The following is a 20199-nucleotide window of genomic DNA, read 5'->3' on the forward strand; positions in this document are numbered from 1 at the left end:
CCGCCCACGCTAGCGCAGGTAATAATCGCAGCCGTGGACGACACGGGCGCCGGTCCAGTGCTAATCCTGGGCGGCCGCAGCGAAATCGGCATCGACCTGGCGCGGCGCTTGGCGCCCGGGGCGACGGTGGTGCTCGCCGCGCGCAACGCGGACCAACTCGACGAAGAGGTCGCCACCCTGAAAGCCGCCGGCGCCGCGGCGGTGCATACCAAAGAATTCGACGCGGACGACCTGGCCTCGCACGGCCCGCTGGTCGCCGAGGTCGTCGCGGAACACGGACCGATCAACACCGCGGTGCTCGCGTTCGGCATCCTGGGCGACCAGGCCCGCGCCGAGACCGACGCCGCGCACGCGGTGGCCATCGTGCACACCGACTACGTCGACCAAGTCAGCATGCTCACCCACCTGGCCGCCGCGATGCGCCAAGCCGGCCGGGGCTCGCTGGTGGTGTTCTCCTCGGTCGCCGGGGTCCGGGTGCGCCGCGCCAATTACGTCTATGGTTCGGCGAAGGCCGGCCTGGACGGCTTCGCCAGCGGGCTGGCCGACGCGCTGCACGGCACCGGCGTACGGCTGCTCATCGCGCGCCCGGGCTTCGTCATCGGACGCATGACCGAAGGCATGAGGCCCGCGCCGCTGTCCAGCACCCCAGAGCAGGTGGCCGCCGCAACCGCGCGTGCGCTGGCGAAGGGACGTCGCACCGTGTGGATCCCCTGGTCACTGCGGCCGATGTTCTTCGTGATGCGGCTGCTGCCGCAGTTCGTCTGGCGAAGGATGCCCCGATGATCGTCGTGGTCGGCATCGGCGCCGACGGCATGGCCGGTCTCGCCGAAACATCGCGCGCCGAATTGCGCAGGGCCACAGTGGTTTACGGGTCCAGAAGACAGCTTGACCTGCTCGACGACACCGTGCCCGCGCCCCGACGCGAGTGGCCGTCACCGATGCTGCCCGCGCTGCAAACCCTGCTCGGCGATCACCCCACCGACATCCACGTGGTGGCCAGCGGCGACCCGCTGCTGCACGGCATCGGCGGCACGCTGATCCGGCTGCACGGGCCCGACCGGGTCAAAGTCCTGCCGCACGTGTCCTCGGTGACGCTGGCCTGCGCCCGGATGGGCTGGAACGTCCACGACACAGAAGCGATCAGTCTGGTCACCGCCCAGCCGCACACCGCGGTGCGCCGCGGCGGACAGGCGATCGTGCTGTCACAAAACCGGTCCACCCCCAAGGCGCTGGCGGTGCTGCTCAACGCCCACGGCCGTGGTGACTCCGAATTCATCGTGCTCGAACGGCTCGGCGCCCCAACCGAACTGCGCCGCGACGGCACCGCCCGCCAGTGGGCCGACGACGCGCCCGACGTTGACGACCTCAACGTCATCGCCGTCCGCTACCTGCCCGACGAGCGCACCTCGTCCATGCCCGACGACGCGTTCGTCCACGACGGGCAGATCACCAAACACGGGATCAGGGCGGTGACCCTGGCCGCGCTGGCGCCGCGACCGGGGGAGCGGCTGTGGGACGTCGGCGCGGGCTCGGGCAGCATCGGCGTCGAATGGTGCCGAAGTTGGCGGGGTTGCACCGCCGTGGCGTTCGAACGCGACGAGCTGCGCCGGGTCAACGTCGGGTTCAATGCCGCGGCCTTCGGCGTCACCATCGACGTGCGGGGCGAAGCGCCGCGCGCCTTCGACGGCGCCGAAGCGCCGTCGGCGATCTTCATCGGCGGCGGCCTGACCCAGCCGGGCCTGCTCGACGCGTGCCTCGACCACTTGCCGACCGGCGGACGGCTGATCGCCAACGCCGTCACCGCCGAATCGGAATCCGTTCTTACACAGGCCTATTCGCGCTTCGGCGGCCAGCTTCGGCGCTTCCAGCACTATCAGGGCGAGCCGCTGGGCGGCTTCACCGGATGGCGCCCCCAGATGCCGGTCACCCAATGGGCGGTGACCAGGTGACCGTGTATTTCATCGGCGCGGGCCCGGGCGCCGCCGACCTCATCACCGTCCGCGGCCAACGGCTGCTGCAACGTTGCCAAACGTGCCTCTACGCGGGCTCCATCATGCCCGACGACCTGCTAACGCTGTGCCCGTCCGGCGCGAACATCGTTGACACCGGCCCCTTGACGCTAGATCAGATCATCACCGCACTCGCCGACGCCGACGCCGCCGGCCACGACGTCGCACGGCTGCACTCCGGCGACCCGTCGCTGTACAGCGCGCTGGCCGAGCAGTGCCGACGACTCGACGCGCTTGCCATCGACTACGAGATCGTGCCCGGCGTACCAGCTTTCGCCGCGGCGGCGGCCGAACTCAAACGCGAACTGACCGTTCCGGGGGTGGCTCAGACCGTCACGCTGACCCGGGTAGCGACCCTGTCGACAGCCATGCCGCCCGGCGAGGACCTGGCAACCCTCGCCAAATCGGGCGCCACCCTGGTCCTCCACCTGGCCGCCGCCCAAATCGACGCCATCGTCCCGCAACTGCTCGAAGGGGGCTACCGAGCCGAAACACCCGCCGCCGTCGTGGCTTTCGCGAGCTGGCCGCAGCAGACCGTGCTGCGCGGCACGCTGGCCGGCATCACCGAGCAGATGCGCGACGCCAACATCACCAAGACCGCCGTGATCATCGTCGGCGAGGTGCTCGCCACCGAAGGGTTCACCGACAGCTACCTCTACTCGACCGGGCGCACCCGCGGGAACCGGCACTGATGCGGGTCCTGCTGCTCGGCGGCACCGCCGAGGCCCGGGCGCTGGCGAAAGCCCTGCACCCGCAAGTCGACATCATCAGCTCGTTGGCCGGCCGGGTGCCGGACCCGGCCCTGCCGGTCGGCCCGGTGCGCATCGGCGGCTTCGGCGGCGTCGACGGGCTCCGGTGCTGGCTGCGCGATGAACGCATCGATGCCGTGGTCGACGCCACCCACCCGTTTGCCGCGACCATGACCGCGAACGTCGCCGCAGTGTGCGGCGAATTGCGGATACCGCATCTGGTGTTGGCCCGGCCGCAATGGGATCCCGGCGACGCCATGGTGGTCAAATCGGATGCCGAGGCCGCGGACACGGTTGCCCGGCAAGGTTATTCGCGGGTGTTCCTCACCACCGGCCGATCGGGAGTCAAAGCCTTCGCCGACAGCGACGCCTGGTTTCTGATCCGCGCCGTCACGGCCCCGGACGCCGCCGGTCTGCCGCGGCACAACCAGGTGCTGCTGTCGCGCGGCCCGTATCGCTACGACGACGAGCTGGCGCTGCTGCGTGAGCACCGCATCGACGCCTTGGTCACCAAGAACAGCGGCGGCGACATGACCCGCGCAAAACTGGACGCCGCTGCCGCGCTCAGTGTTTCGGTGGTGATGGTCGAGCGGCCACCGCTACCGGTAGGGGTGACGACGGTCGGCAGCGTGCAAGACGCCGCTAAGTGGGTTGGGGGATTGGGCTAGCCGGTCAGGTCGTCGCGTTCGGCATCCGCCAGCAGCGCGTCGCGGGCGCGGGCGACGCGGGACCGGATGGTTCCCACCGGGCAGCCGCACACCGCCGCGGCGTCGGCGTATGGCAGCCCGAGCAACTGGGTGAGCAGCAAGGCTTCTCGCTGTTCGGGGGTGAGGCCGGCGATCATCGTCGTCACCTCGACCAGGTCCTCGAATCCGCGGGCGTGACGGTCGGCACTGGGCATGTGTTCGGGGTCGGCGCCCGATGCGGTGCGCGGACGCGACTGGACGTGGCGGATGTGATCGGCGACGACGCGGCGCGCGATGGCCAGCAGCCAGGTACGGGCACTGGACCGCCCGGAGAACCGTTCGATCGCTCCGATTGCCCGCAAATAGGTTTCCTGGGTCAGGTCATCGGCGTTGCCGGCGTCGCACAGGTAGGCGACAAACCGCCAGACGTCTTGCTGGGTGGCTTTGATGAACGCCTCTAGCGCTCGCGAATTCCCGCGTGCGGCTGCCAAGGCAAGTTCGGTAACGGCCTCGTCGTCGGATGACGCGGTCATGAGCAACCACCTTAGTTGCGCGGGCCGGGCCAGTCTACGACCGGCCGTCGTAGAGACCGCCATCGGGCCGGGGGCCAAGCGGTCGATCGGCCAGAGGTGTCCGCGTCGCCGACCGGTGTGTGACTCCGACGGCCAGCTGAGCTCGCCATCGGCGGCATCGGAGGAATGCGGCCTCCGCGTCCCGACCCGTTCCCGCGCCACCAGCAGCGCGAACACCAGCCCCAACAGCAACGGCATGTGACTGGCGATCCGCGTCGCCGTCACCTCACCAGCGAAGGCGTCCACGACCACATAACTCAACAGCGCGACGGAATACACGCCGGTAATCGCCGCGACGCCAATCGCGGTCACGGGCCATACGCCGGCGGCGACCATCGCTATGCCCAACGCCAGCAACCACGCGGTGGACTCGTGCATCAAGTGCTCGCCGGACATCGCCCCGTGCATGTGGTCCGACACCATGCCGAAATCGATCCCGGCGATTTGGGCCGCAGCGATCGCCACCTGAAACAAACCGACACCGATCAGGCCCCAACGCCGGTAGCGGGATCGCAGCCAGCGCGTCGACCGGCGGTACGCGGGCGACTGCTCGCCGATGCGGGTCATGATTTTTTCGACCAGGTCCGGTCCCTCGCCCGGTTCAATCGTGGCCAGCCGGCGGGTCTGCACGGCCGCGCCGATCAGCCAGGCGCGGCAACGTCGACAAGATTCCAAATGGGCATCGACCTGCTGCGCGAGCACATCCGGACGCTCGCCGTCCAACCGCGCAGAAAGCGCTTCACGCGCAACGTCACACCGCATCCCTGCATCGTTGCGCATGCCCGGTCTGCGCGCAAAGGGCTCGCGAAAACAGATCGCTGGAACCAAACCGTGCCGCGAACCGACAACTGAAGGAAAGCATCTCCAGCCCACCGCCTATGACCTTCACCGAAGGGGTGTTTGTGTCCCTGCACGCTGCCGAAGGCCACCGACGATGACCGCCCCGATCTGGATTGCGTTGCCGCCGGAGGTGCACTCGACCTTGCTCAGCAGCGGCCCGGGTCCCGGGCCGCTGCTCGCCGCCGCGGCGGTATGGACGTCCCTGAGCACCGAATATGGCGGCGCTGCAGACGAACTCATCGCGCTGCTGGCCGAGGCCCAAAGCGCGTGGGATGGCCCCACGGCGGAACGGTACGTGGCGGCGCATGCCCCGTACCTGAGCTGGCTGCTCGAAAGCGCCGCCAAGAGCACGGTCGCGGCAACCCTGCACGAGACGGCCGCCGGCGCCTACACCACGGCGCTGGCCGCCATGCCCACGCTGGCGGAGCTGGCGACGAATCATGCCGTGCACGCGGCCCTGGTCGCGACCAACTTCTTTGGCATCAACACCATCCCGATCGCGTTGAACGAAGCCGACTACGTGCGCATGTGGATCCAGGCGGCCACGACGATGACCGCCTACCAGGCCGTCACAGAATCGGCTCTCGCGGCGGTCCCCGCGACCGCGCCGGCGCCCCAGATCGTCGCCCCTGGCGGGCAGGCGGCCAGCGCAGCACGGCAGCAAGCCGCCACGGCCGCCGGCATGTCGTGGCAGGACCAGCTCACCGCCTGGGAGAATCAGCTCGCCTATTACATCCAGCAATACACCAGCAAGTTCGCGTGGCCGGTGTCGAAGGACCTCAACCCCGCCGGGTGGCCCATTCCCGCGGTCCCGTTCGCCAACGGGCTCAGCTCCGCCCTGATGCAGATCCCCGGAATGTCTCCGGCCCTGGCCAGCGCCCTGGCCTGGGCCACCTTTCACACGTTGATGATCTTCTTGCCGTTCGGGCAACAGGCGGTTCAGCTGGCGATGTCGCTGGCCCCCGCCTTGGTGGCCGTTCCAGCCGTCGGCGCCGCCGGTGTGGCCGCCGGCGCCGGCGCCGCGGCCGGCATCGCGGTCCCGGTTTCCGTGGCCACGTCCGTGCCGACGGCCGTGGCAGGGACGGCGCCGGTGGGTGCCGTGCCGACGCCCGGAGCGCCGGGCGTCGCACCCGCGAGCGCCAGCAGCGCAGCGACGGTCACCAGTCCATCGGCGCCGAGCGCCGCGCCCGCGCCCGGTGGGGGACCCGCCGGGCCCGGGCTCGGCTTCGGCCCGACCTCGTCGAGCGGGCTCGGCGCGGGCATGTCCGACGCCCTGTATGCCGTGGGGCTCTCGGGATTGTCCGCGCGCAGCGGCGCCGGCGGCCGCGCGCGTCGCAAGGCCGAGGAACCCGCGCCCGACGATGCCGATGCCGGCGCCCCCGCGGCGACAGCGGCCGGTGAGCGGGCACGGCGCCGTCGCCGGCAGGTTGCGACGGTGAAGGACCGCGCCCACCGCTACGAATACATGGATGCGGAAGCGTCTGGGGTGGGTGCGGGGCCGCTCGGATTTGCCGGTGCGACAGCGCAATCCGCCGTGAGGGAAGCGACCGGCCTGACGACGCTGACCGGCGACGGGCTGAGCGACCGCCCGACCCTGCCGATGCTGCCGAGCAGCTGGGGTGACGGGCCGCCGAAGTAGTCGGCGTCGTTTGTCGACGCGGCACACGGGTATGTGGTCACCATGACCTCAGCAACCCAGCAACGCCCGCGCGCCATCGCGTTGATCTGCACGTTGAAGAAGAGCCCCGCCACCTCCAGTAGCGAGCTGATGGCCGACCAGGTGCTCGAGCAACTGCGCAGAGCCGGCGCCGACGGCGAGAAGGTCCGCTGCGTCGACCTGAACCTGCTGCCCGGCACGGAAGCCGACATGGGACCGGGGGACGACTGGCCGCAGGTACTCGAAAAGGTAAGGGCTACAGACATCGTCGTCGTTTCCACACCAACGTGGGTGGGCCACATGTCCAGCGTCGCGCAGCGCGTCCTCGAGCGACTGGACGCCGAGCTTTCCGACGAGGACGAGGCCGGGCGGCCCAAGATGGTCGGCAAAGTGGCGCTGGCCGCGGTGGTCGGCAACGAGGACGGTGCCCACAAGATCGTCGCCGACCTCTTTCAGGCGCTCAACGACATCGGCTTCTCCATTCCGGCGCAGGGCTGCACGTATTGGAACGGCGAGGCCATGCAGGGCGGTGACTTCACAGACCTCGATGAGGTGCCGGAGGCGATCGCCACCACCACCGAATCCGCGGCTCGCAACGCCGTGCACCTGGCCCACGTGCTGCGCCAAAGCCCCTACCCGCCCTACAAGCGCTAGGCGGGATAGCGCCGAGGGGTGAACACCCGGTCACCGAAATCGTCTGCGTACCACTGGGTTTGCGACGATCCGACGATCAGCAGGCAGCGCATGTCGATGTCGGCGGCGACGAGGTCGGCCAGTCGCACCACGCGGACGTCTTCGTCGGGGCCCGACACGTTGCGGCCGATCACCACCGGCGTGCCGGGTTCGCGATGGGCCAGCAGCACGTCGCGCATCGCGCCGACCTGCCAGGTGCGCGTCTTGGATGCCGGGTTGTAGATGGCCAGCACCAGATCGGCGGCGGCCGCCGCATCGAGCCGCGCGGCAATCACCTCCCACGGTTTGAGCCGGTCGGACAGCGAGATCACCGCGTAGTCGTGACCCAGGGGGGCGCCGACCCTGCTGGCGACGGCCTGCGCGGCCGTCATCGCCGGGATGACGCGGATCCGCACGCTCGGCCATTGCTTGGCCTCTTCCAGGACGGCGGTCGCCATCGCGAACACCCCCGGATCGCCCGACGACACCACCGCGACGGTATTCCCCTGCTCGGCCAGTGAGCAGGCCAGCCGCGCCCGCGCGGGTTCGTCGGTGTTGTCGCTGGGATGGCGCCGTTGGCCATCCCGCACCGGGACGCGATCCAAATAGCCGCCATAGCCGATCAGGTCCGTCGCGGCGGCCAGCTCGCGCCGGCTCTGCGGCGTCATCCAGTCGCCGTCGCCGGGCCCCAGGCCCACGACCGCGACGGTGCCGGCCCGGGACGACGCTTGCCGCTGCCGGCCGCCCGGCACGATGGCCAGCGAGAAGTACGGCACGCCGGCCTCATCGACCTCCGCGGCGGGCAGTATCCGTTGCCCCGGTGTGCTGGCCCGCTCGACGTAGAACGCGTCGTCAAGCTGGCCCGATGCCGAAAGCGCTTCGCGCACAGCGTGATAGGAGCGGCCGAGCTTGAGCACCACCGCGGCGTCGGCGTCGGCGAGGCGCCGCGTCAGCTCCCCGACGGGCAGCGTCCCCGGTAGCACCGACAGCACCTCGTCGCCGGCCACCAGCGGCGTCGCGATGGCCGCCGAGGCGGCGCTCACCGACGTGACACCGGGCACGATGACGGCGTTGAACCGCTGCGTCAGCCGGGTGTGCAGATGCATGTAGGAGCTGTAGAACAGCGGGTCGCCCTCGGCGAGCAGCGCCACGTCGCGACCGGCATCCAGGTGCTCGGCGATGCGCCGGGTGGCATCGGCATAGAAGTCTTCGAGCGCGCCGGCGTAGCCGCCGGGGTGGTCGGTCGCCTCGGTGGTCACCGGATAGATCAGGTGCTCCTCGATCTGGCCCCCACGCAGGTACGGCTGCGCGATGCCGCGCGCGATGCTGCGGCCGTGCCGGGCGCTGTGATAGGCCACCACGTCGGCCTCGCCGATCAGCCGGGCGGCCTTGACCGTAACCAACTCCGGATCGCCGGGCCCCAACCCGACTCCAAATAGCTTGCCCCGCTTCGTCATTCGTTATCGCTCGCGATCGCGTTGACGGCCGCGGCGGCCATGGCGCTGCCGCCGCGGCGGCCCCGCACCACCAGGTAGGACATCCCGCGCGGACGGTCGATCAGCTCCTGCTTGGACTGGGCCGACCCGACGAATCCGACGGGCCCGCCGAGCACCGCGGCCGGCGGGGAAGCCCCCTCGTCGATCAGCTCCAGCAGCCGGAATAAGGCGGTGGGGGCGTTCCCGATCGCCAGCACCGCGCCGGTCAGCCGGTCTGCCCACAGCTCCACCGCGGCCGCCGAGCGGGTGGTGTGGCGGCGTGCGGCCAGCCCGGCGGCGCGCGGGTCGGCCACCAGCGACACCACCTCGTTGCCGGCGGGCAGCCGAGCCCTGGTGATCCCGGCGGCCACCATCGACGAGTCGCACAACACCGGGGCCCCCGCGCAAAGGGCGGCGCCGGCGCGCGCCACCACGTCGTCGGTGTAGGCGACGTGCTCGGCGACGTCGACCTGACCGCACGTGTGGATCAGCCGCACCACCACACGGGCGACGTCTTCCGGAAACCGCGTCAGGTCGGCTTCGGCGCGGATGGCCGCGAACGACTGGCGATAGATCTCCGCCGCGTCGCGGATATAGTCGAGCACCCGCTCACCTTAAGGGCTCCGCACGTAGCAGCCGATATCCCTGTCCGGTGGCCACCAGCACCTGACCGGCCGGCGGGCTGCCGCAGGCGCGTTCGCAGCCGACGAAGTGACGGTGCACCGCGGAATCCGCCTGCAACGACATCGCGGCGTCGGCGCGCACGTCGGCCGCCGCGTGCGCGCACCCGGGGCTGCCGGTGCAGGCGCTGACGCTCAGCCAAGGGGAGTTCTCGTCGAACACCAGGCCCAGCGGCGCCAGCACGCGAAGCGCGGTGTCGGCCACAGCCTCGTCGAGATCGCACACCAGCACCGATCGCCACGGCGTGATCACCAGCGGGGCCTCGATGGCGGCAAGATACTCGGCGACCCGCGCCGACAGCAGGCCCAGCGGCACCGCCGCTCCCAGCGCGACCCGGCCGTCCCGCTGGCCGATCCAGCCCACCGGTGGCTTGGTGACGGGCGGAAACGTCGTTGCGCTCAGTTCGGCCCCGGGCAGCAGGACCGCCGCATCGGCCAATTCGTTGACGCGCCAGGCATTCCCGCGAATCTCTATGAACCGCGCGGCAATCGCGACCAGCGACTCGGCGACCTCGTCTTCCGGCACCCGCACACCGGTGTCGCGTCCCGACAACAGCAGCGCCACACCGTCGTCCAGCACGTGCACGCCGGCATCGGCGCCCAGCCCGGAGACGTCCGCGCGGCCGTCGTCGAGACTGAACCAAAACCGGCCGCCAAGTTCCACCAGCCTCTGGTCGGCGCAAATCGCCGCGTCCAGCTTGCTCACCCACACGCGGATGTCCGCGCGCCCGCCAGCCCGGCCGGACAGCGGCGACGCGACGATGTTGCGGACGCGCTCGTGCGTCGGCGACGGCAACAGCCCGGCCTGTGCGAGGGCCTCGGCGGCCGCCGTGACATCACCGATCCCGCGCAGCTGCACGTTGCCGCGGGCGGTCAGCTCGAGCGTCCCGCCGCCGAGTTCACTCGAGACGCGCGCCAGCGTGGCCAATTGGGCGGCGGTTATCGCGCCCCCGGGCAGCCGGACGCGCACCAGTGCGCCGTCGGCGGCCTGGTGCACCTGCAACGCACCCGGGCAAGCGTCGGTGTCGCGGGCCCTGACCATCTATCCACGGTACGGCTTGGCCCGCCCGCGATTCGAGTAGCCGACCACGCTGAGCGCCCGCTGCTGCTGGACCCGACACTGCGGGCAGTCCGATTCCGGCAGGCAGGAGAGCCCGCGCCGAGCGTGCATTCGTTGCGGGATTCGGGCGAGTTTTTCGCGCTGGTTGCACGCTCGGCGCGGGCTTCGGGCACACTCGTGGCCGTGAGGACGGTGGAGTACGCCCCGGGACGTTTGGCCGATGTCTACGGCGATTCTTCGCGACCGACGGTCTTGCTGTGGCACGGCATGCAGACCGACGCCCGCGCCGCCTTCGGCCCCCTTGCCGGCATGCTCGCCGACCGCGGCGCGGCGGTGGTGGCGCCGGACTGGAACTCCCACGCCGACGACGGCGGGCGCGCCGACCTGTTGCGATCGCTCGACTTCACCCGCAACCGCGCCCCGGACGCCGACGGCATCGTGCTGGTCGGGTGGTCCATGGGGGGTTGCGCCGCGGCGGGCGTGACGCTCGACGCAGCACGCTTCGATGTCGCCTTCGCGCACACGGTCTGCCTCGCCGGCGCCTTCATGGTCCCGGATCCGATCTCTGGTCGGAGGCCGGCTGACATGCTGTCCGCCGAGCGCGTCGGTTCGCCATTCACGTTGCTGCACGGACTCGCCGATGACTCCGTACCGGTGGAAGCCAGCAGGGAGTTTGCCGCCAGCCTCCGAGACGTCGGGTGGCCGGTGGATTTGGTCGAGCTGGAGGCCGATCACGGGTCGATCGCCGGAGCCGACTACGACGCGGTCGCCGATCGCTACGGGCCGGCCGCCGGTGGGCGGCCGCTGGAGGTCGCCGCCGAGGTCGCCGCTCGCATCGCGGCGACGCTGCTGTACGAATAATGGGTGGCTGAGCCGACCGTCCTGCTGCTGTCGACGTCCGACACGGACCTGATCAGCGCCCGGGCCAGCGGGAAGAACTATCGGTGGGCCAACCCGTCGCGCCTGTCCGATGAGGAGCTGCAGGAGCAGCTCGCCTTGCTACCAGACAATGCGGGGATCGTGGTGGTGCGCATCCTCGGCGGCTACCGGGCCTGGCAGAGCGGCATCGACGCGGTGATCGCCAGCGGGCTGCCGACGGTGCTGGTCAGCGGCGAACAGGCCGCCGACGCCGAGTTGACCGGCCTGTCCACCCTCGCGGCGGGCATTGCCGTGCAGGCGCACATCTACCTGGCCCATGGCGGCGTGGAAAACCTGCGCCAGCTGCACGCCTTCCTGTCGGACACGGTGCTGATGACCGGCTTCGGCTTCAGCCCGCCGGTGGTGACGCCGACCTGGGGCGAGCTGGAACGGCCGAACGCCAGGGTCACTGAAGGCCCGACGATCGCGGTGCTCTACTACCGCGCCCAGCAGCTGGCCGGCAACACCGCCTACATCGACGCGCTGTGCCGGGCCATCGAAGACGCCGGCGGGCAACCCCTGCCCGTCTACTGCGCCTCGCTCCGCACCGCCGAACCCGAACTGCTGCAACGGCTTAGCGACGCCGATGCCATGGTGGTCACCGTGCTGGCCGCCGGGGGATTGAGACCCGCGACGGCGGCGGCCGGTGGCCAGGACGACAGCTGGAACGTCGAACACCTAGCGGCCCTGGACATCCCGATCCTGCAGGGCTTGTGCCTGACCAGCCCGCGTGACCAGTGGCGCGACAACGACGACGGCCTCAGCCCGCTCGACGTGGCCAGCCAGGTGGCGGTGCCCGAGTTCGACGGCCGCATCATCACGGTCCCGTTCTCCTTCAAGGAGATTGACGACGACGGGCTGATCTCCTATGTCGCCGATCCGGAACGCTGCGCGCGGGTCGCGGGGCTGGCCCTCCGGCACGCGCGGCTGCGGCACGTCGCACCGGCCGACAAGCGGGTGGCCCTGGTGTTTTCCGCCTATCCCACCAAGCACGCCCGGATCGGCAACGCGGTCGGCCTGGACACCCCGGCCAGCGCCGTCGCGCTGTTGCGGGCGATGCGCGATCACGGTTATCAGGTGGGCGATCTGCCCGGCGTCGAGGCCGGCGACGGTGATGCCCTGATCCACGCGTTGATCGAACGCGGCGGCCAAGACCCCGACTGGCTCACCGACGGACAGCTGGCCGGCAACCCGATCCGCGTCCGCGCCAGGGACTATCGCGCCTGGTTCGAGACCCTGCCCGGCGAGCTCACCGACGCGGTGCAGGCGCATTGGGGCCCGCCACCCGGCGACCTGTTCGTCGACCGCGCGGGCGACCCCGACGGCGAGATCGTCATCGCGGCAATGCAAGCCGGCAACCTGGTGCTGATGGTCCAGCCACCCCGCGGCTTCGGCGAAAAGCCCGTCGCCATCTACCACGACCCGGACCTGCCGCCCAGCCACCACTACCTGGCCGCCTACCACTGGCTGGACGCCGGATTCGGCGCTGACGCCGTGGTGCACCTGGGCAAGCACGGCAACCTGGAATGGCTGCCGGGCAAGACGCTGGGCATGTCGGCGGCGTGCGGACCCGACGCGGCGCTGGGCAACCTGCCGATGATCTACCCGTTTCTGGTCAACGATCCCGGCGAGGGCACCCAGGCCAAGCGGCGGGCCCACGCCGTGCTCGTCGACCATCTCATCCCGCCGATGGCGCGCGCCGAAACCTACGGCGACATAGCGCGTTTGGAGCAACTGCTCGACGAGCACGCCAACGTGGCCGCGCTGGATCCCGCCAAGCTGCCCGCCATCCGCCAGCAGATCTGGACGCTGATCCGGGCCGCCAAGATGGACCACGACCTGGGGCTGGCCGAGCGCCCGGAAGAGGACGCGTTCGACGACATGATCCTGCACGTCGACGGGTGGCTGTGTGAGATCAAGGACGTGCAGATCCGCGACGGGCTGCACATCCTCGGGCAAAGGCCAACCGGCGCCGCCGAACTCGACCTGGTGCTGGCCATCCTGCGGGCCCGTCAGCTGTTCGGCGGCGAACACGTCCTTCCTGGCTTGCGGCAGGCGCTGGGCCTGGCCGAGGACGGCACCGACGAACGGTCCTCGGTCGACCAGGCCGAGGCCGCGGCCCGCCGGCTCGTCGCCGCGCTGCAGGCCAGCGGCTGGGATCCCGACGCCGTCGAAGGGATCACCGACGACATCGACGTCGCGGCGGTGCTGCGGTTCGCGGCCACCGAGGTGGTGCCCAGGCTGGCCGGCAGCGCCGCCGAAATCGAGCAGGTGCTAAGGGCGTTGGACGGCCACTTCATCCCCGCCGGCCCCTCGGGATCACCGCTGCGCGGCCTGGTCAACGTGCTGCCCACCGGCCGCAATTTCTATTCCGTCGACCCCAAGGGTGTGCCGTCCCGGCTGGCGTGGGAAGCCGGTGTGGCGCTGGCGGATTCGCTGCTGGCCCGGTACCGCAACGACCGCGGGGTGTGGCCGCAATCGGTGGGCCTGTCTGTGTGGGGCACCTCGGCGATGCGCACCGCGGGTGACGACATCGCCGAAGTCCTTGCGTTGCTGGGTGTTCGACCGGTGTGGGACGACGCGTCGCGACGGGTCGTCGGCCTGACGGCGATTCCGCTGGCCGAGCTGGGGCGCCCGCGCATCGACGTCACCGTGCGGATATCCGGGTTCTTCCGCGACGCCTTCCCGCACGTCGTGACCATGCTCGACGACGCGGTGCGGTTGGTCGCCGACCTCGACGAGCCGGAGTGCGACAATTACGTGCGCGCGCACGCCCAGGCCGACCTCGCCCAGCATGGCGACCAAAGACGCTCCACAACAAGGATTTTCGGGTCCAAGCCGGGAACCTACGGCGCCGGGCTGCTCCAGCTGATCGACAGCCGCAACTGGCGCGACGACGCCGACCTCGCGCAGGTGTACACCGCCTGGGGCGGGTTCGCCTACGGCCGCGGTTTGGACGGTCGGCCTGCCGCCGAAGATATGAACCGCCAGTACCGGCGCATCGCGGTGGCCGCCAAGAACACCGACACCCGCGAACACGACATCGCCGACTCCGACGACTACTTCCAGTACCACGGCGGCATGGTGGCCACCGTGCGGGCGCTGACCGGGCAGGCGCCGGCCGCCTACATCGGCGACAACACGCGGCCCGACGCCATCCGCACCCGCACCCTGTCGGAGGAGACCGCCCGGGTGTTCCGCGCCCGCGTGGTCAATCCGCGCTGGATGGCCGCGATGCGCCGGCACGGCTACAAGGGCGCGTTCGAGATGGCGGCGACGGTGGACTACCTGTTCGGCTACGACGCCACCGCGGGGGTGATGGCCGACTGGATGTACGAGCAGTTGACCGAGCGCTACATGCTTGATCCGGAGAACCGCAAGTTCATGGCGGAATCCAACCCATGGGCGCTGCACGGCATGGCCGAACGGCTGCTGGAGGCCGCCGGCCGCGGCATGTGGGCGGACCCGCGGCCGGAAACGCTCGACGGCCTGCGCCAGGCGCTACTGGAAACCGAGGGTGATCTCGAGGGCTGAGCAGGCAGCTGTCAGATGAAATCCGACCCGCCGTCCACGTTGACCGTGGCGCCCGTGACGTAACCGTTTCGCCGCGACGCCAGGTAGGCCGTAATGGAAGCGACCTCTTCGGGAAGTCCGGCGCGGCCGAGGTCGCAGGGCTGGTGAAAGTTGTTGTCGATCCAGGTCATGACATCGACCGGATTAGTGGCGTCGAGGCCATCGGCGGCGAGGATGTCTTTGAGCACTTCGGTGAAGCTCGCAGTCACAATGGTTCCGGGGCACACGCAGTTGACCAGTATGCCCTCCTTGGCAAGGCTTTTCGATAAGTTCTTGGTGACACTGGCCAATGCCGCCTTCGATGCCGTGTAGGCGACGATGCGCGGATTTTGCCGCTGAATCGAGTGCGCGGACAGCGTCACGATGCGTGCCCAGTCCGCGGCGCGCAGCAACGGCAACGAGGCGCGGATCGATCGCACGGCCGACATCGTGCCGAGTGTGAAGGCTTCGTCCCATTGTGTGTCGTCCATCTGCTCGAAATAGCCGTCGCCCGGTCCAATTGTGTGAACCAGGCTATTGAGTTGGCCCCAACGTTCCGAGACCGCGGCGAAGCCATCGGCGATGGACTCGGCATCACCCATATCCACGCTGATCCCTAGGGCATCCGGAGCGCCCGCCTCGCGCAGCGTTAGCACGGCGGCGTCGAGCGCTCCTCGGCTTCTCGCCATCACCGCGACGCTGGCTCCCTCAGCCGCAAGGGTTTCGGCGATAGCCAGCCCCATACCCTTGCTGCCGCCCGTGACCACGGCCGTCGATCCCGCGAAGCCCAGGTCCATCCGTGTCTCCCTCTGATTGGTGTGCGGTTGGTCAAACCTGGGCGATCGCTTCCGCCGTCACGCCCAGCCCGCCCAAGCAGAAACGAAGCGCGCGTTGGCGGACGTTGTCGCGGTCACAATCGCCGGTCGTCCATTGCCGCTCGATGGCCGCCCACACCACGGCGTGGATGGCCTGCGCGTCGGTCACCGGATCGATGTGATGGAACACCCCGTGCTGCAGGCCGCGTTGAAGCGCTTCGCTCAGCGGCTTGAGCAACTGCTCGTACGCCGGCTGGACAAGACTGGGGGAGGCGAACATCTGCGATTGGGCTTCCAGCGACACGCGGCGTAAATCGGATTTGATGTTGTCATCGAATGCCAAGTCGAGACGTCCATCGATCCACGCCGCCACCGCGCCGATCTCCGTGGTGGCATAAGCCATCCGGCGTCGTAGTCGCCGTTCCTCCACGCGCGCCATTTCAAGGAAGAGCGCGGCCACCAGTTGGTCCTTGGAGTCGAAATGCCGATAGAACGCGCGGGTGCCCAATGCGGCTCCGTCAAGGACCGCGGCGATGCTGAGTCCTCGAATGCCATGCTCCCGCAGCGTTTTGGACGCGGCGGTCAAGATTTCGCGGCGCACCGCAGGGTCGGGAGGCAGTTTGTCGCGTCGCCGCCTGCGAGGAGTGCCCACCGGGTCAGGCCGTCGCATCGTAGGCGGCGAGGTAGTCCGCAAACCGCTCACGAACACCCTCGGGGGTCAGGCCGTAGTCGGCGAGCTCGTAGTCGTGGGTACCGCGCGAGCCCGGTCGATGTCCTTGCGCCCATTGCGTGACCGCGCGCAAAGTGGCATCGGTAAAGGTCAAACCCAGGGAGTCGTAGCTGGTTTGCAGCGTGCGTACCGGATCGGTTCGCAAGTCGGCGAAGGAGACGTCGGCGAATCGGTCGTCGCCCACCCGGCGACGGAAATCCATTGCCCGCCGCACCCCTTCGACCCAGCTGTCGAGCTGCTCGGCGCCCAGCTCCTTGGCGTCGTTGCGGTCGCTACTCCAGCTTCGCACGTACTGGATAAGGCTGCACACCGAAGCCATCACCTTGGCCGGATCACGGTGACTCCACAGGAATTTGGCGTTCGGATAGGCCTCAACGAGCGCGTCGAGGGCGAACATATGCACGGGGGTCTTGAGGTGCCATAGAACCGGCGGGCAGTGCCATTGCAACAGCTTGAGCACTCGCCGGTGGAACGCGTACGTCCCGCGCATGTCGCAATCCATCAGCCACGCCAGATATCTGGGTGCGCGGACGGCGCCGTCGAAGTGGAATGTACGGAAGCTCATTCCCATCAGGTCCTGGCATTCGGTCGGCGCCGTAGGCTCGGAGTTGTACAGCGTTTTCATCAACGGGAACATGTCATCGAGCATCTTCAGACCGGCCTCGGCCTGTGCGATCCGCGGGTCGCTGTGTTGGGTTGCGGCCTCCGGCGGCGGGGTGGGTGCTTGGGATTCCCACATGCGCAATGACCGGAACTGGGGGTCGGCAGCCACCAGCTGGCTCAGCGCGGTGGTCCCGGTGCGGGGCAATCCGATCACGAAGATCGGTCCGCCGACTACTTGGTGGTCGATCTCGGGGTGCTGAGCATAGGCGTCCTCGATCTTGAGGCGTTGAATCAGGGCGTTGCTGATGGTGGCGTGCTGGATGACCCGGCCCACGTCGTTGAGGTCAGCCTCAGTATTCAGCGCTTCAACGATGCGTTCGAGACCCTCGCGATAGTAGGACGAACCGAAGTCCTCGAGACCGGTTGCGGCGCAGGCGCCTTCCTCTAACTCGTCAGCGTCGAAGGTCATCGTCCGAACCTTTCGCGCACAGCGCGCCGGCGTGCCACGAGGATGGATTTCCGCTCTTCGGGGGTGACCACTGCGGTGTCCGAAGGCAATTCTGCCCGAATATTGCCGACGGGCACGACTCGCGTCGTCGGTGTCGGCGCCGTCTTGGTGCGCACACAGCGCAGGATGATGGGACCGTTGCTGTAGCCGGCGGTGTCAAGCCAATTCGCGACCCCGGGATCCTCGGCACTCAACACCATGCGGACGAGGCCGTCGGAATCCACCGCGGCCTGATGGGCGTTCAGACTGGATTGGTGCCGCCCGTAATGAATGGTTTCCCACCACGGGTTGCCGATCGAAAAGCTCCAGTAAATCCCTTCCGGCGGTTCCACTTCGACGATGAGTGCCTCGTCGGGGTGCAGCTCCCACCGGCCGATCACCGGCCTGTTCTCCGCGGCGGCTCCGATGTCGGTGCGGTCGATGGGCGGCAGGAACCCGTTCGATGGGGCCGCCGCACCGAACTGCAAGAAGAACGCCAGGTTGTCCTGGACGAAGTCGCCGAGGGCGACCAGTTGCCTCGTCACCGCCTGCTGCGGATCGACCGGACGGCTGGTGGCCTCCACCGCGCGGCCTAGCCGCTCAATGCGCAGCGACGATGCCACCTCGGTCTCCCAGTCGTAGAAGAAGTGCCGCACCGTCAACGTGGGATGCTCGCCGTCGATACGCATCCAATTGCCCGTTCGTTCCGTCTGTCCTGAGGCTGATAGCACCACCTCGAAGTTTCCGTCGGCATCCACCTCGAGTTCGTCGACCAGTTCGTTCGCCGTTGCCGCGATGCCGTTCATCGTCTGCAGCCCGACGTAGCGGGCGGTGCCGCGATTGCCGAACAGTCGGTAACTTTCCCCGCCGCGCAGCACGGCACGGGCGTAAACGCAGTCCGGACACTCCATTCCCCAAGTCACGACGTCATCGGTACTGGTGCGTTGCACAGACAGGATCGGATCCGGATCAAACCGCAACACCTCATCGATACCCGCGGTGAGCAGCACGAGGAGATGTCGTATGCCCGCGGCGAGGTCGACCCGATTTCGGCTCGCCGGCTCGGACTCCACAGTCTGCGCGGCTTCGCGGAGCCGGTCCATCAGGTACGACCACGCGTGTGGCAGGTCGACGTTGCGGGGGTCCCCGGATAGCGCCGCCTCGGCAATCGAGAACGGCAACCACGCCATTGGCTTCATCGGGTCGCTCATGTGTCCCCGCTTCGGTCGGTGTTCCCAACGCCCTTAAATGAAAACCGGGTTTACGTTTAATGCCCGCTGACTATCGCAGCTGATGGGCGTGAATGTCAACGCCGCATCCGCTCCGCGGTAGGTTGACACCGTGACGACCACCTTCGCCGACCTCGCCAAGTCGCGATACATCCTGCTGACCACCTTCACCAAGGACGGCCGGCCGAAGCCCACTCCCATCTGGACCGCCTTGGACGGGGACCGGCTGCTCGTCATCACCGAGGCAAAGTCGTGGAAGGTCAAGCGGATCCGCAATACGCCCCGCGTGACGATGGCCACCTGCACCATGCGCGGCCGTCCGACGAGCGAGGTGGTCGAGGGCACCGCGACCATCCTCGACAAGTCCGAAACCGCCGCCGTGTACGACGCGATCGGCAAGCGGTACGGCGTCATGGGCAAGGTCTTCAACTTTTTCAGCAAGATGCGCGGCGGCATGGAAAGCAACGTCGGCCTCGAGCTCAAAGTGGCCGCGCCCTAACGCAAATGGGCACCGTCCTGATCCCGATTCCGGATCGTGACTTCGACCCGACCGAGGTCGCAGTCAGCTGGCGCGTCCTGGCCAGGGACGGCCACCGGGTGGTTTTCGCCACCGAAAGCGGCGCGCCGGGGGTCGCCGACGACATCATGGTGACCGGCCGCGGCTTGGACCTGTGGTCCGCGCTACCGGTGTTAGGGTCCATTCCGCTGGTCGGCCTGATGCTGCGGGCCAACAAGGACGGCCGCGACGCTTACGGGGAGATGCTGCGGTCACCCGAGTACCAGCGCCCGCTCGCCTGGGAGCGGGCCAGCCTCGACGGCGTCGACGCGCTGCTCTTGCCCGGCGGGCATCGCGCCCGCGGAATGCGCAGCTACATCGACAGCGAGCTACTTCAGCGGCTCGTCGTCGACGCGTTGGCCCGCGGGCTCGTGGTGGCCGCAATCTGTCACGGTGTGCTGCTCGCCGCGCGCAGCGTGGATCCCGGCACCGGCCGCTCGGTGCTCTACGGTCGCAAGACCACCGCGTTGACGTGGGCCATGGAACGCCTGGCCTGGCGCCTCACCCGGATCACCCGATTCTGGGATCCCAACTACTACCGGACCTACACCGAGGAAGCCGGCCAGCCCGGCGGCTACATGTCCGTGCAGTCGGAAGTCACTCGCGCACTTAAAGATTCGACGGATTTCTGCGACGTCACCCGCGGCTCGCCGCACGCCTGGCTGAAGGCGTCGGGCATGGTGAGGGACACCGCGACCGACTCACGGCCGGCGTTCGTCGTCGACGACGGCAACTACGTCTCGGCGCGCTGGCCGGGAGACACCCATACCTTCGCCGGCGTGCTGTCGCAAAAGCTCAACTGAGGCAATGCATTTCAGTGCCGCGTCATGCCACCGTCGCGCCGCCACCACTGGTACAGGCTGTTGAGGTCGGGCCCACCGTTGACGGTGGCCAGTAGCAGCTGAGGGT

Annotated in this window: 19 protein-coding genes and 1 pseudogene; 11 read left to right on the top strand and 9 right to left on the bottom strand. The window is 69.0% G+C overall.

Translation table 11 applies throughout. The annotated features are described in order from the left end of the window. Positions 1–33: 33 nt before the first annotated feature. Genes A5764_RS15620 through A5764_RS15635 form a run of 4 tightly spaced genes read left to right on the top strand, consistent with a single transcriptional unit; the run spans position 34 to position 3426 of the window. On the top strand, positions 34–783 hold the full coding sequence (locus tag A5764_RS15620; RefSeq protein WP_067114417.1) for an SDR family NAD(P)-dependent oxidoreductase: 750 nt from the start codon (positions 34–36) through the stop codon (positions 781–783). Then, positions 780–1949 carry a bifunctional cobalt-precorrin-7 (C(5))-methyltransferase/cobalt-precorrin-6B (C(15))-methyltransferase gene (locus A5764_RS15625; RefSeq protein WP_067114418.1) on the top strand — a complete coding sequence of 390 codons (1170 nt, stop codon included), beginning with the start codon at positions 780–782 and terminating at the stop codon, positions 1947–1949. The genes A5764_RS15620 and A5764_RS15625 overlap by 4 nt, the downstream gene beginning before the upstream one ends. Then, the gene (gene cobM, locus A5764_RS15630; RefSeq protein ID WP_067114547.1) at positions 1946–2701 is read left to right on the top strand and encodes a precorrin-4 C(11)-methyltransferase; all 756 of its coding nucleotides are present in this window, start codon (positions 1946–1948) and stop codon (positions 2699–2701) included. Before A5764_RS15625 ends, cobM begins: the two co-directional genes overlap by 4 nt. Next, complete coding sequence (locus A5764_RS15635; RefSeq protein WP_156664715.1) at positions 2698–3426, top strand: cobalt-precorrin-6A reductase; 729 nt, start codon at positions 2698–2700, stop codon at positions 3424–3426. Before cobM ends, A5764_RS15635 begins: the two co-directional genes overlap by 4 nt. Here A5764_RS15635 and sigC read toward each other — a convergent pair. Then, on the bottom strand, positions 3423–3977 hold the full coding sequence (gene sigC, locus A5764_RS29415) for an RNA polymerase sigma factor SigC (RefSeq protein ID WP_231989726.1): 555 nt from the start codon (positions 3975–3977) through the stop codon (positions 3423–3425). The genes A5764_RS15635 and sigC overlap by 4 nt on opposite strands. A gap of 156 nt (positions 3978–4133) precedes the next feature. Beyond that, positions 4134–4739: pseudogene (locus A5764_RS29420) on the bottom strand (DUF2275 domain-containing protein); the annotation flags it as partial. Between A5764_RS29420 and A5764_RS28885 the strand changes: the two are divergent. From A5764_RS28885 to A5764_RS15650, 3 genes are all read left to right on the top strand, one after another. Continuing rightward, entirely contained in the window at positions 4692–4868 is a 177-nt protein-coding gene (locus A5764_RS28885) for a hypothetical protein (RefSeq protein WP_197501512.1), read from the top strand. The pseudogene A5764_RS29420 and the gene A5764_RS28885 sit on opposite strands and share 48 nt — an antisense overlap. A gap of 82 nt (positions 4869–4950) precedes the next feature. Then, entirely contained in the window at positions 4951–6495 is a 1545-nt protein-coding gene (locus tag A5764_RS15645; protein WP_067114421.1) for a PPE family protein, read from the top strand. A 42-nt stretch (positions 6496–6537) separates the two neighbouring features. Then, positions 6538–7167 (top strand): flavodoxin family protein, encoded by a 630-nt coding sequence (locus A5764_RS15650; RefSeq protein WP_067114548.1) that lies wholly within the window; start codon positions 6538–6540, stop codon positions 7165–7167. Here the strand turns inward: A5764_RS15650 and A5764_RS15655 are convergent. Genes A5764_RS15655 through cobG form a run of 3 tightly spaced genes read right to left on the bottom strand, consistent with a single transcriptional unit; the run spans position 7164 to position 10382 of the window. Beyond that, positions 7164–8642 (bottom strand): precorrin-2 C(20)-methyltransferase, encoded by a 1479-nt coding sequence (locus A5764_RS15655; RefSeq protein ID WP_067114422.1) that lies wholly within the window; start codon positions 8640–8642, stop codon positions 7164–7166. The two genes, A5764_RS15650 and A5764_RS15655, sit on opposite strands and share 4 nt — an antisense overlap. Continuing rightward, positions 8639–9265, bottom strand: a complete 627-nt coding sequence (locus tag A5764_RS15660; protein WP_067114423.1) for a precorrin-8X methylmutase — start codon at positions 9263–9265, stop codon at positions 8639–8641. The genes A5764_RS15655 and A5764_RS15660 overlap by 4 nt, the downstream gene beginning before the upstream one ends. Positions 9266–9269: 4 nt before the next feature. Continuing rightward, complete coding sequence (cobG, locus tag A5764_RS15665) at positions 9270–10382, bottom strand: precorrin-3B synthase (protein WP_067114424.1); 1113 nt, start codon at positions 10380–10382, stop codon at positions 9270–9272. A gap of 201 nt (positions 10383–10583) precedes the next feature. On the opposite strand from cobG, the gene A5764_RS15670 reads away from it, so the two are divergent. Then, entirely contained in the window at positions 10584–11261 is a 678-nt protein-coding gene (locus tag A5764_RS15670; RefSeq protein ID WP_067114549.1) for a S9 family peptidase, read from the top strand. Positions 11262–11264: 3 nt separating this feature from the next. Next, positions 11265–14852, top strand: a complete 3588-nt coding sequence (gene cobN / locus A5764_RS15675) for a cobaltochelatase subunit CobN (protein WP_067114425.1) — start codon at positions 11265–11267, stop codon at positions 14850–14852. An 11-nt stretch (positions 14853–14863) separates the two neighbouring features. On the opposite strand, the gene A5764_RS15680 is transcribed toward cobN, so the two are convergent. From A5764_RS15680 to A5764_RS15695, 4 genes are read right to left on the bottom strand one after another with little or no spacing between them, the layout of a single operon-like run. After that, positions 14864–15667, bottom strand: a complete 804-nt coding sequence (locus A5764_RS15680; RefSeq protein ID WP_067114426.1) for an SDR family NAD(P)-dependent oxidoreductase — start codon at positions 15665–15667, stop codon at positions 14864–14866. 31 nt (positions 15668–15698) lie between these two features. After that, positions 15699–16355, bottom strand: coding sequence for a TetR/AcrR family transcriptional regulator (locus A5764_RS15685; protein WP_067114427.1), 657 nt, complete (start codon positions 16353–16355; stop codon positions 15699–15701). Further along, a complete protein-coding gene (locus A5764_RS15690) occupies positions 16342–17487 on the bottom strand; it encodes a sulfotransferase (RefSeq protein WP_067114428.1) in 1146 nt (381 codons plus the stop codon). Before A5764_RS15690 ends, A5764_RS15685 begins: the two co-directional genes overlap by 14 nt. Further along, positions 17484–18716, bottom strand: a complete 1233-nt coding sequence (locus tag A5764_RS15695) for a DUF1214 domain-containing protein (protein WP_197501463.1) — start codon at positions 18714–18716, stop codon at positions 17484–17486. The genes A5764_RS15690 and A5764_RS15695 overlap by 4 nt, the downstream gene beginning before the upstream one ends. A gap of 130 nt (positions 18717–18846) precedes the next feature. Between A5764_RS15695 and A5764_RS15700 the strand changes: the two genes are divergently transcribed. Then, positions 18847–19233: a PPOX class F420-dependent oxidoreductase gene (locus A5764_RS15700; protein WP_067114429.1), complete on the top strand. Its 387-nt coding sequence runs from the start codon at positions 18847–18849 to the stop codon at positions 19231–19233. Between the two features lie 5 nt (positions 19234–19238). Continuing rightward, a complete protein-coding gene (locus tag A5764_RS15705) occupies positions 19239–20093 on the top strand; it encodes a type 1 glutamine amidotransferase domain-containing protein (RefSeq protein WP_067114430.1) in 855 nt (284 codons plus the stop codon). The last annotated feature ends 106 nt before the right edge of the window (positions 20094–20199 follow it).

It is taken from the genome of Mycobacterium sp. 852002-51057_SCH5723018, from assembly GCF_001667035.1.
GTDB lineage: Bacteria > Actinomycetota > Actinomycetes > Mycobacteriales > Mycobacteriaceae > Mycobacterium.

Coding starts and splice junctions, on each gene's coding strand:
- A5764_RS28885 (WP_197501512.1), top strand. CDS start 4,692: ATGGGCATCGACCTGCTGCGCGAGCACATCCGGACGCTCGCCGTCCAA.
- cobG (WP_067114424.1), bottom strand. CDS start 10,382: ATGGTCAGGGCCCGCGACACCGACGCTTGCCCGGGTGCGTTGCAGGTG.
- sigC (WP_231989726.1), bottom strand. CDS start 3,977: ATGACCGCGTCATCCGACGACGAGGCCGTTACCGAACTTGCCTTGGCA.
- A5764_RS15680 (WP_067114426.1), bottom strand. CDS start 15,667: ATGGACCTGGGCTTCGCGGGATCGACGGCCGTGGTCACGGGCGGCAGC.
- A5764_RS15655 (WP_067114422.1), bottom strand. CDS start 8,642: ATGACGAAGCGGGGCAAGCTATTTGGAGTCGGGTTGGGGCCCGGCGAT.
- A5764_RS15690 (WP_067114428.1), bottom strand. CDS start 17,487: ATGACCTTCGACGCTGACGAGTTAGAGGAAGGCGCCTGCGCCGCAACC.
- A5764_RS15685 (WP_067114427.1), bottom strand. CDS start 16,355: ATGCGACGGCCTGACCCGGTGGGCACTCCTCGCAGGCGGCGACGCGAC.
- A5764_RS15625 (WP_067114418.1), top strand. CDS start 780: ATGATCGTCGTGGTCGGCATCGGCGCCGACGGCATGGCCGGTCTCGCC.
- A5764_RS15650 (WP_067114548.1), top strand. CDS start 6,538: ATGACCTCAGCAACCCAGCAACGCCCGCGCGCCATCGCGTTGATCTGC.
- A5764_RS15695 (WP_197501463.1), bottom strand. CDS start 18,716: ATGAGCGACCCGATGAAGCCAATGGCGTGGTTGCCGTTCTCGATTGCC.
- A5764_RS15645 (WP_067114421.1), top strand. CDS start 4,951: ATGACCGCCCCGATCTGGATTGCGTTGCCGCCGGAGGTGCACTCGACC.
- A5764_RS15705 (WP_067114430.1), top strand. CDS start 19,239: ATGGGCACCGTCCTGATCCCGATTCCGGATCGTGACTTCGACCCGACC.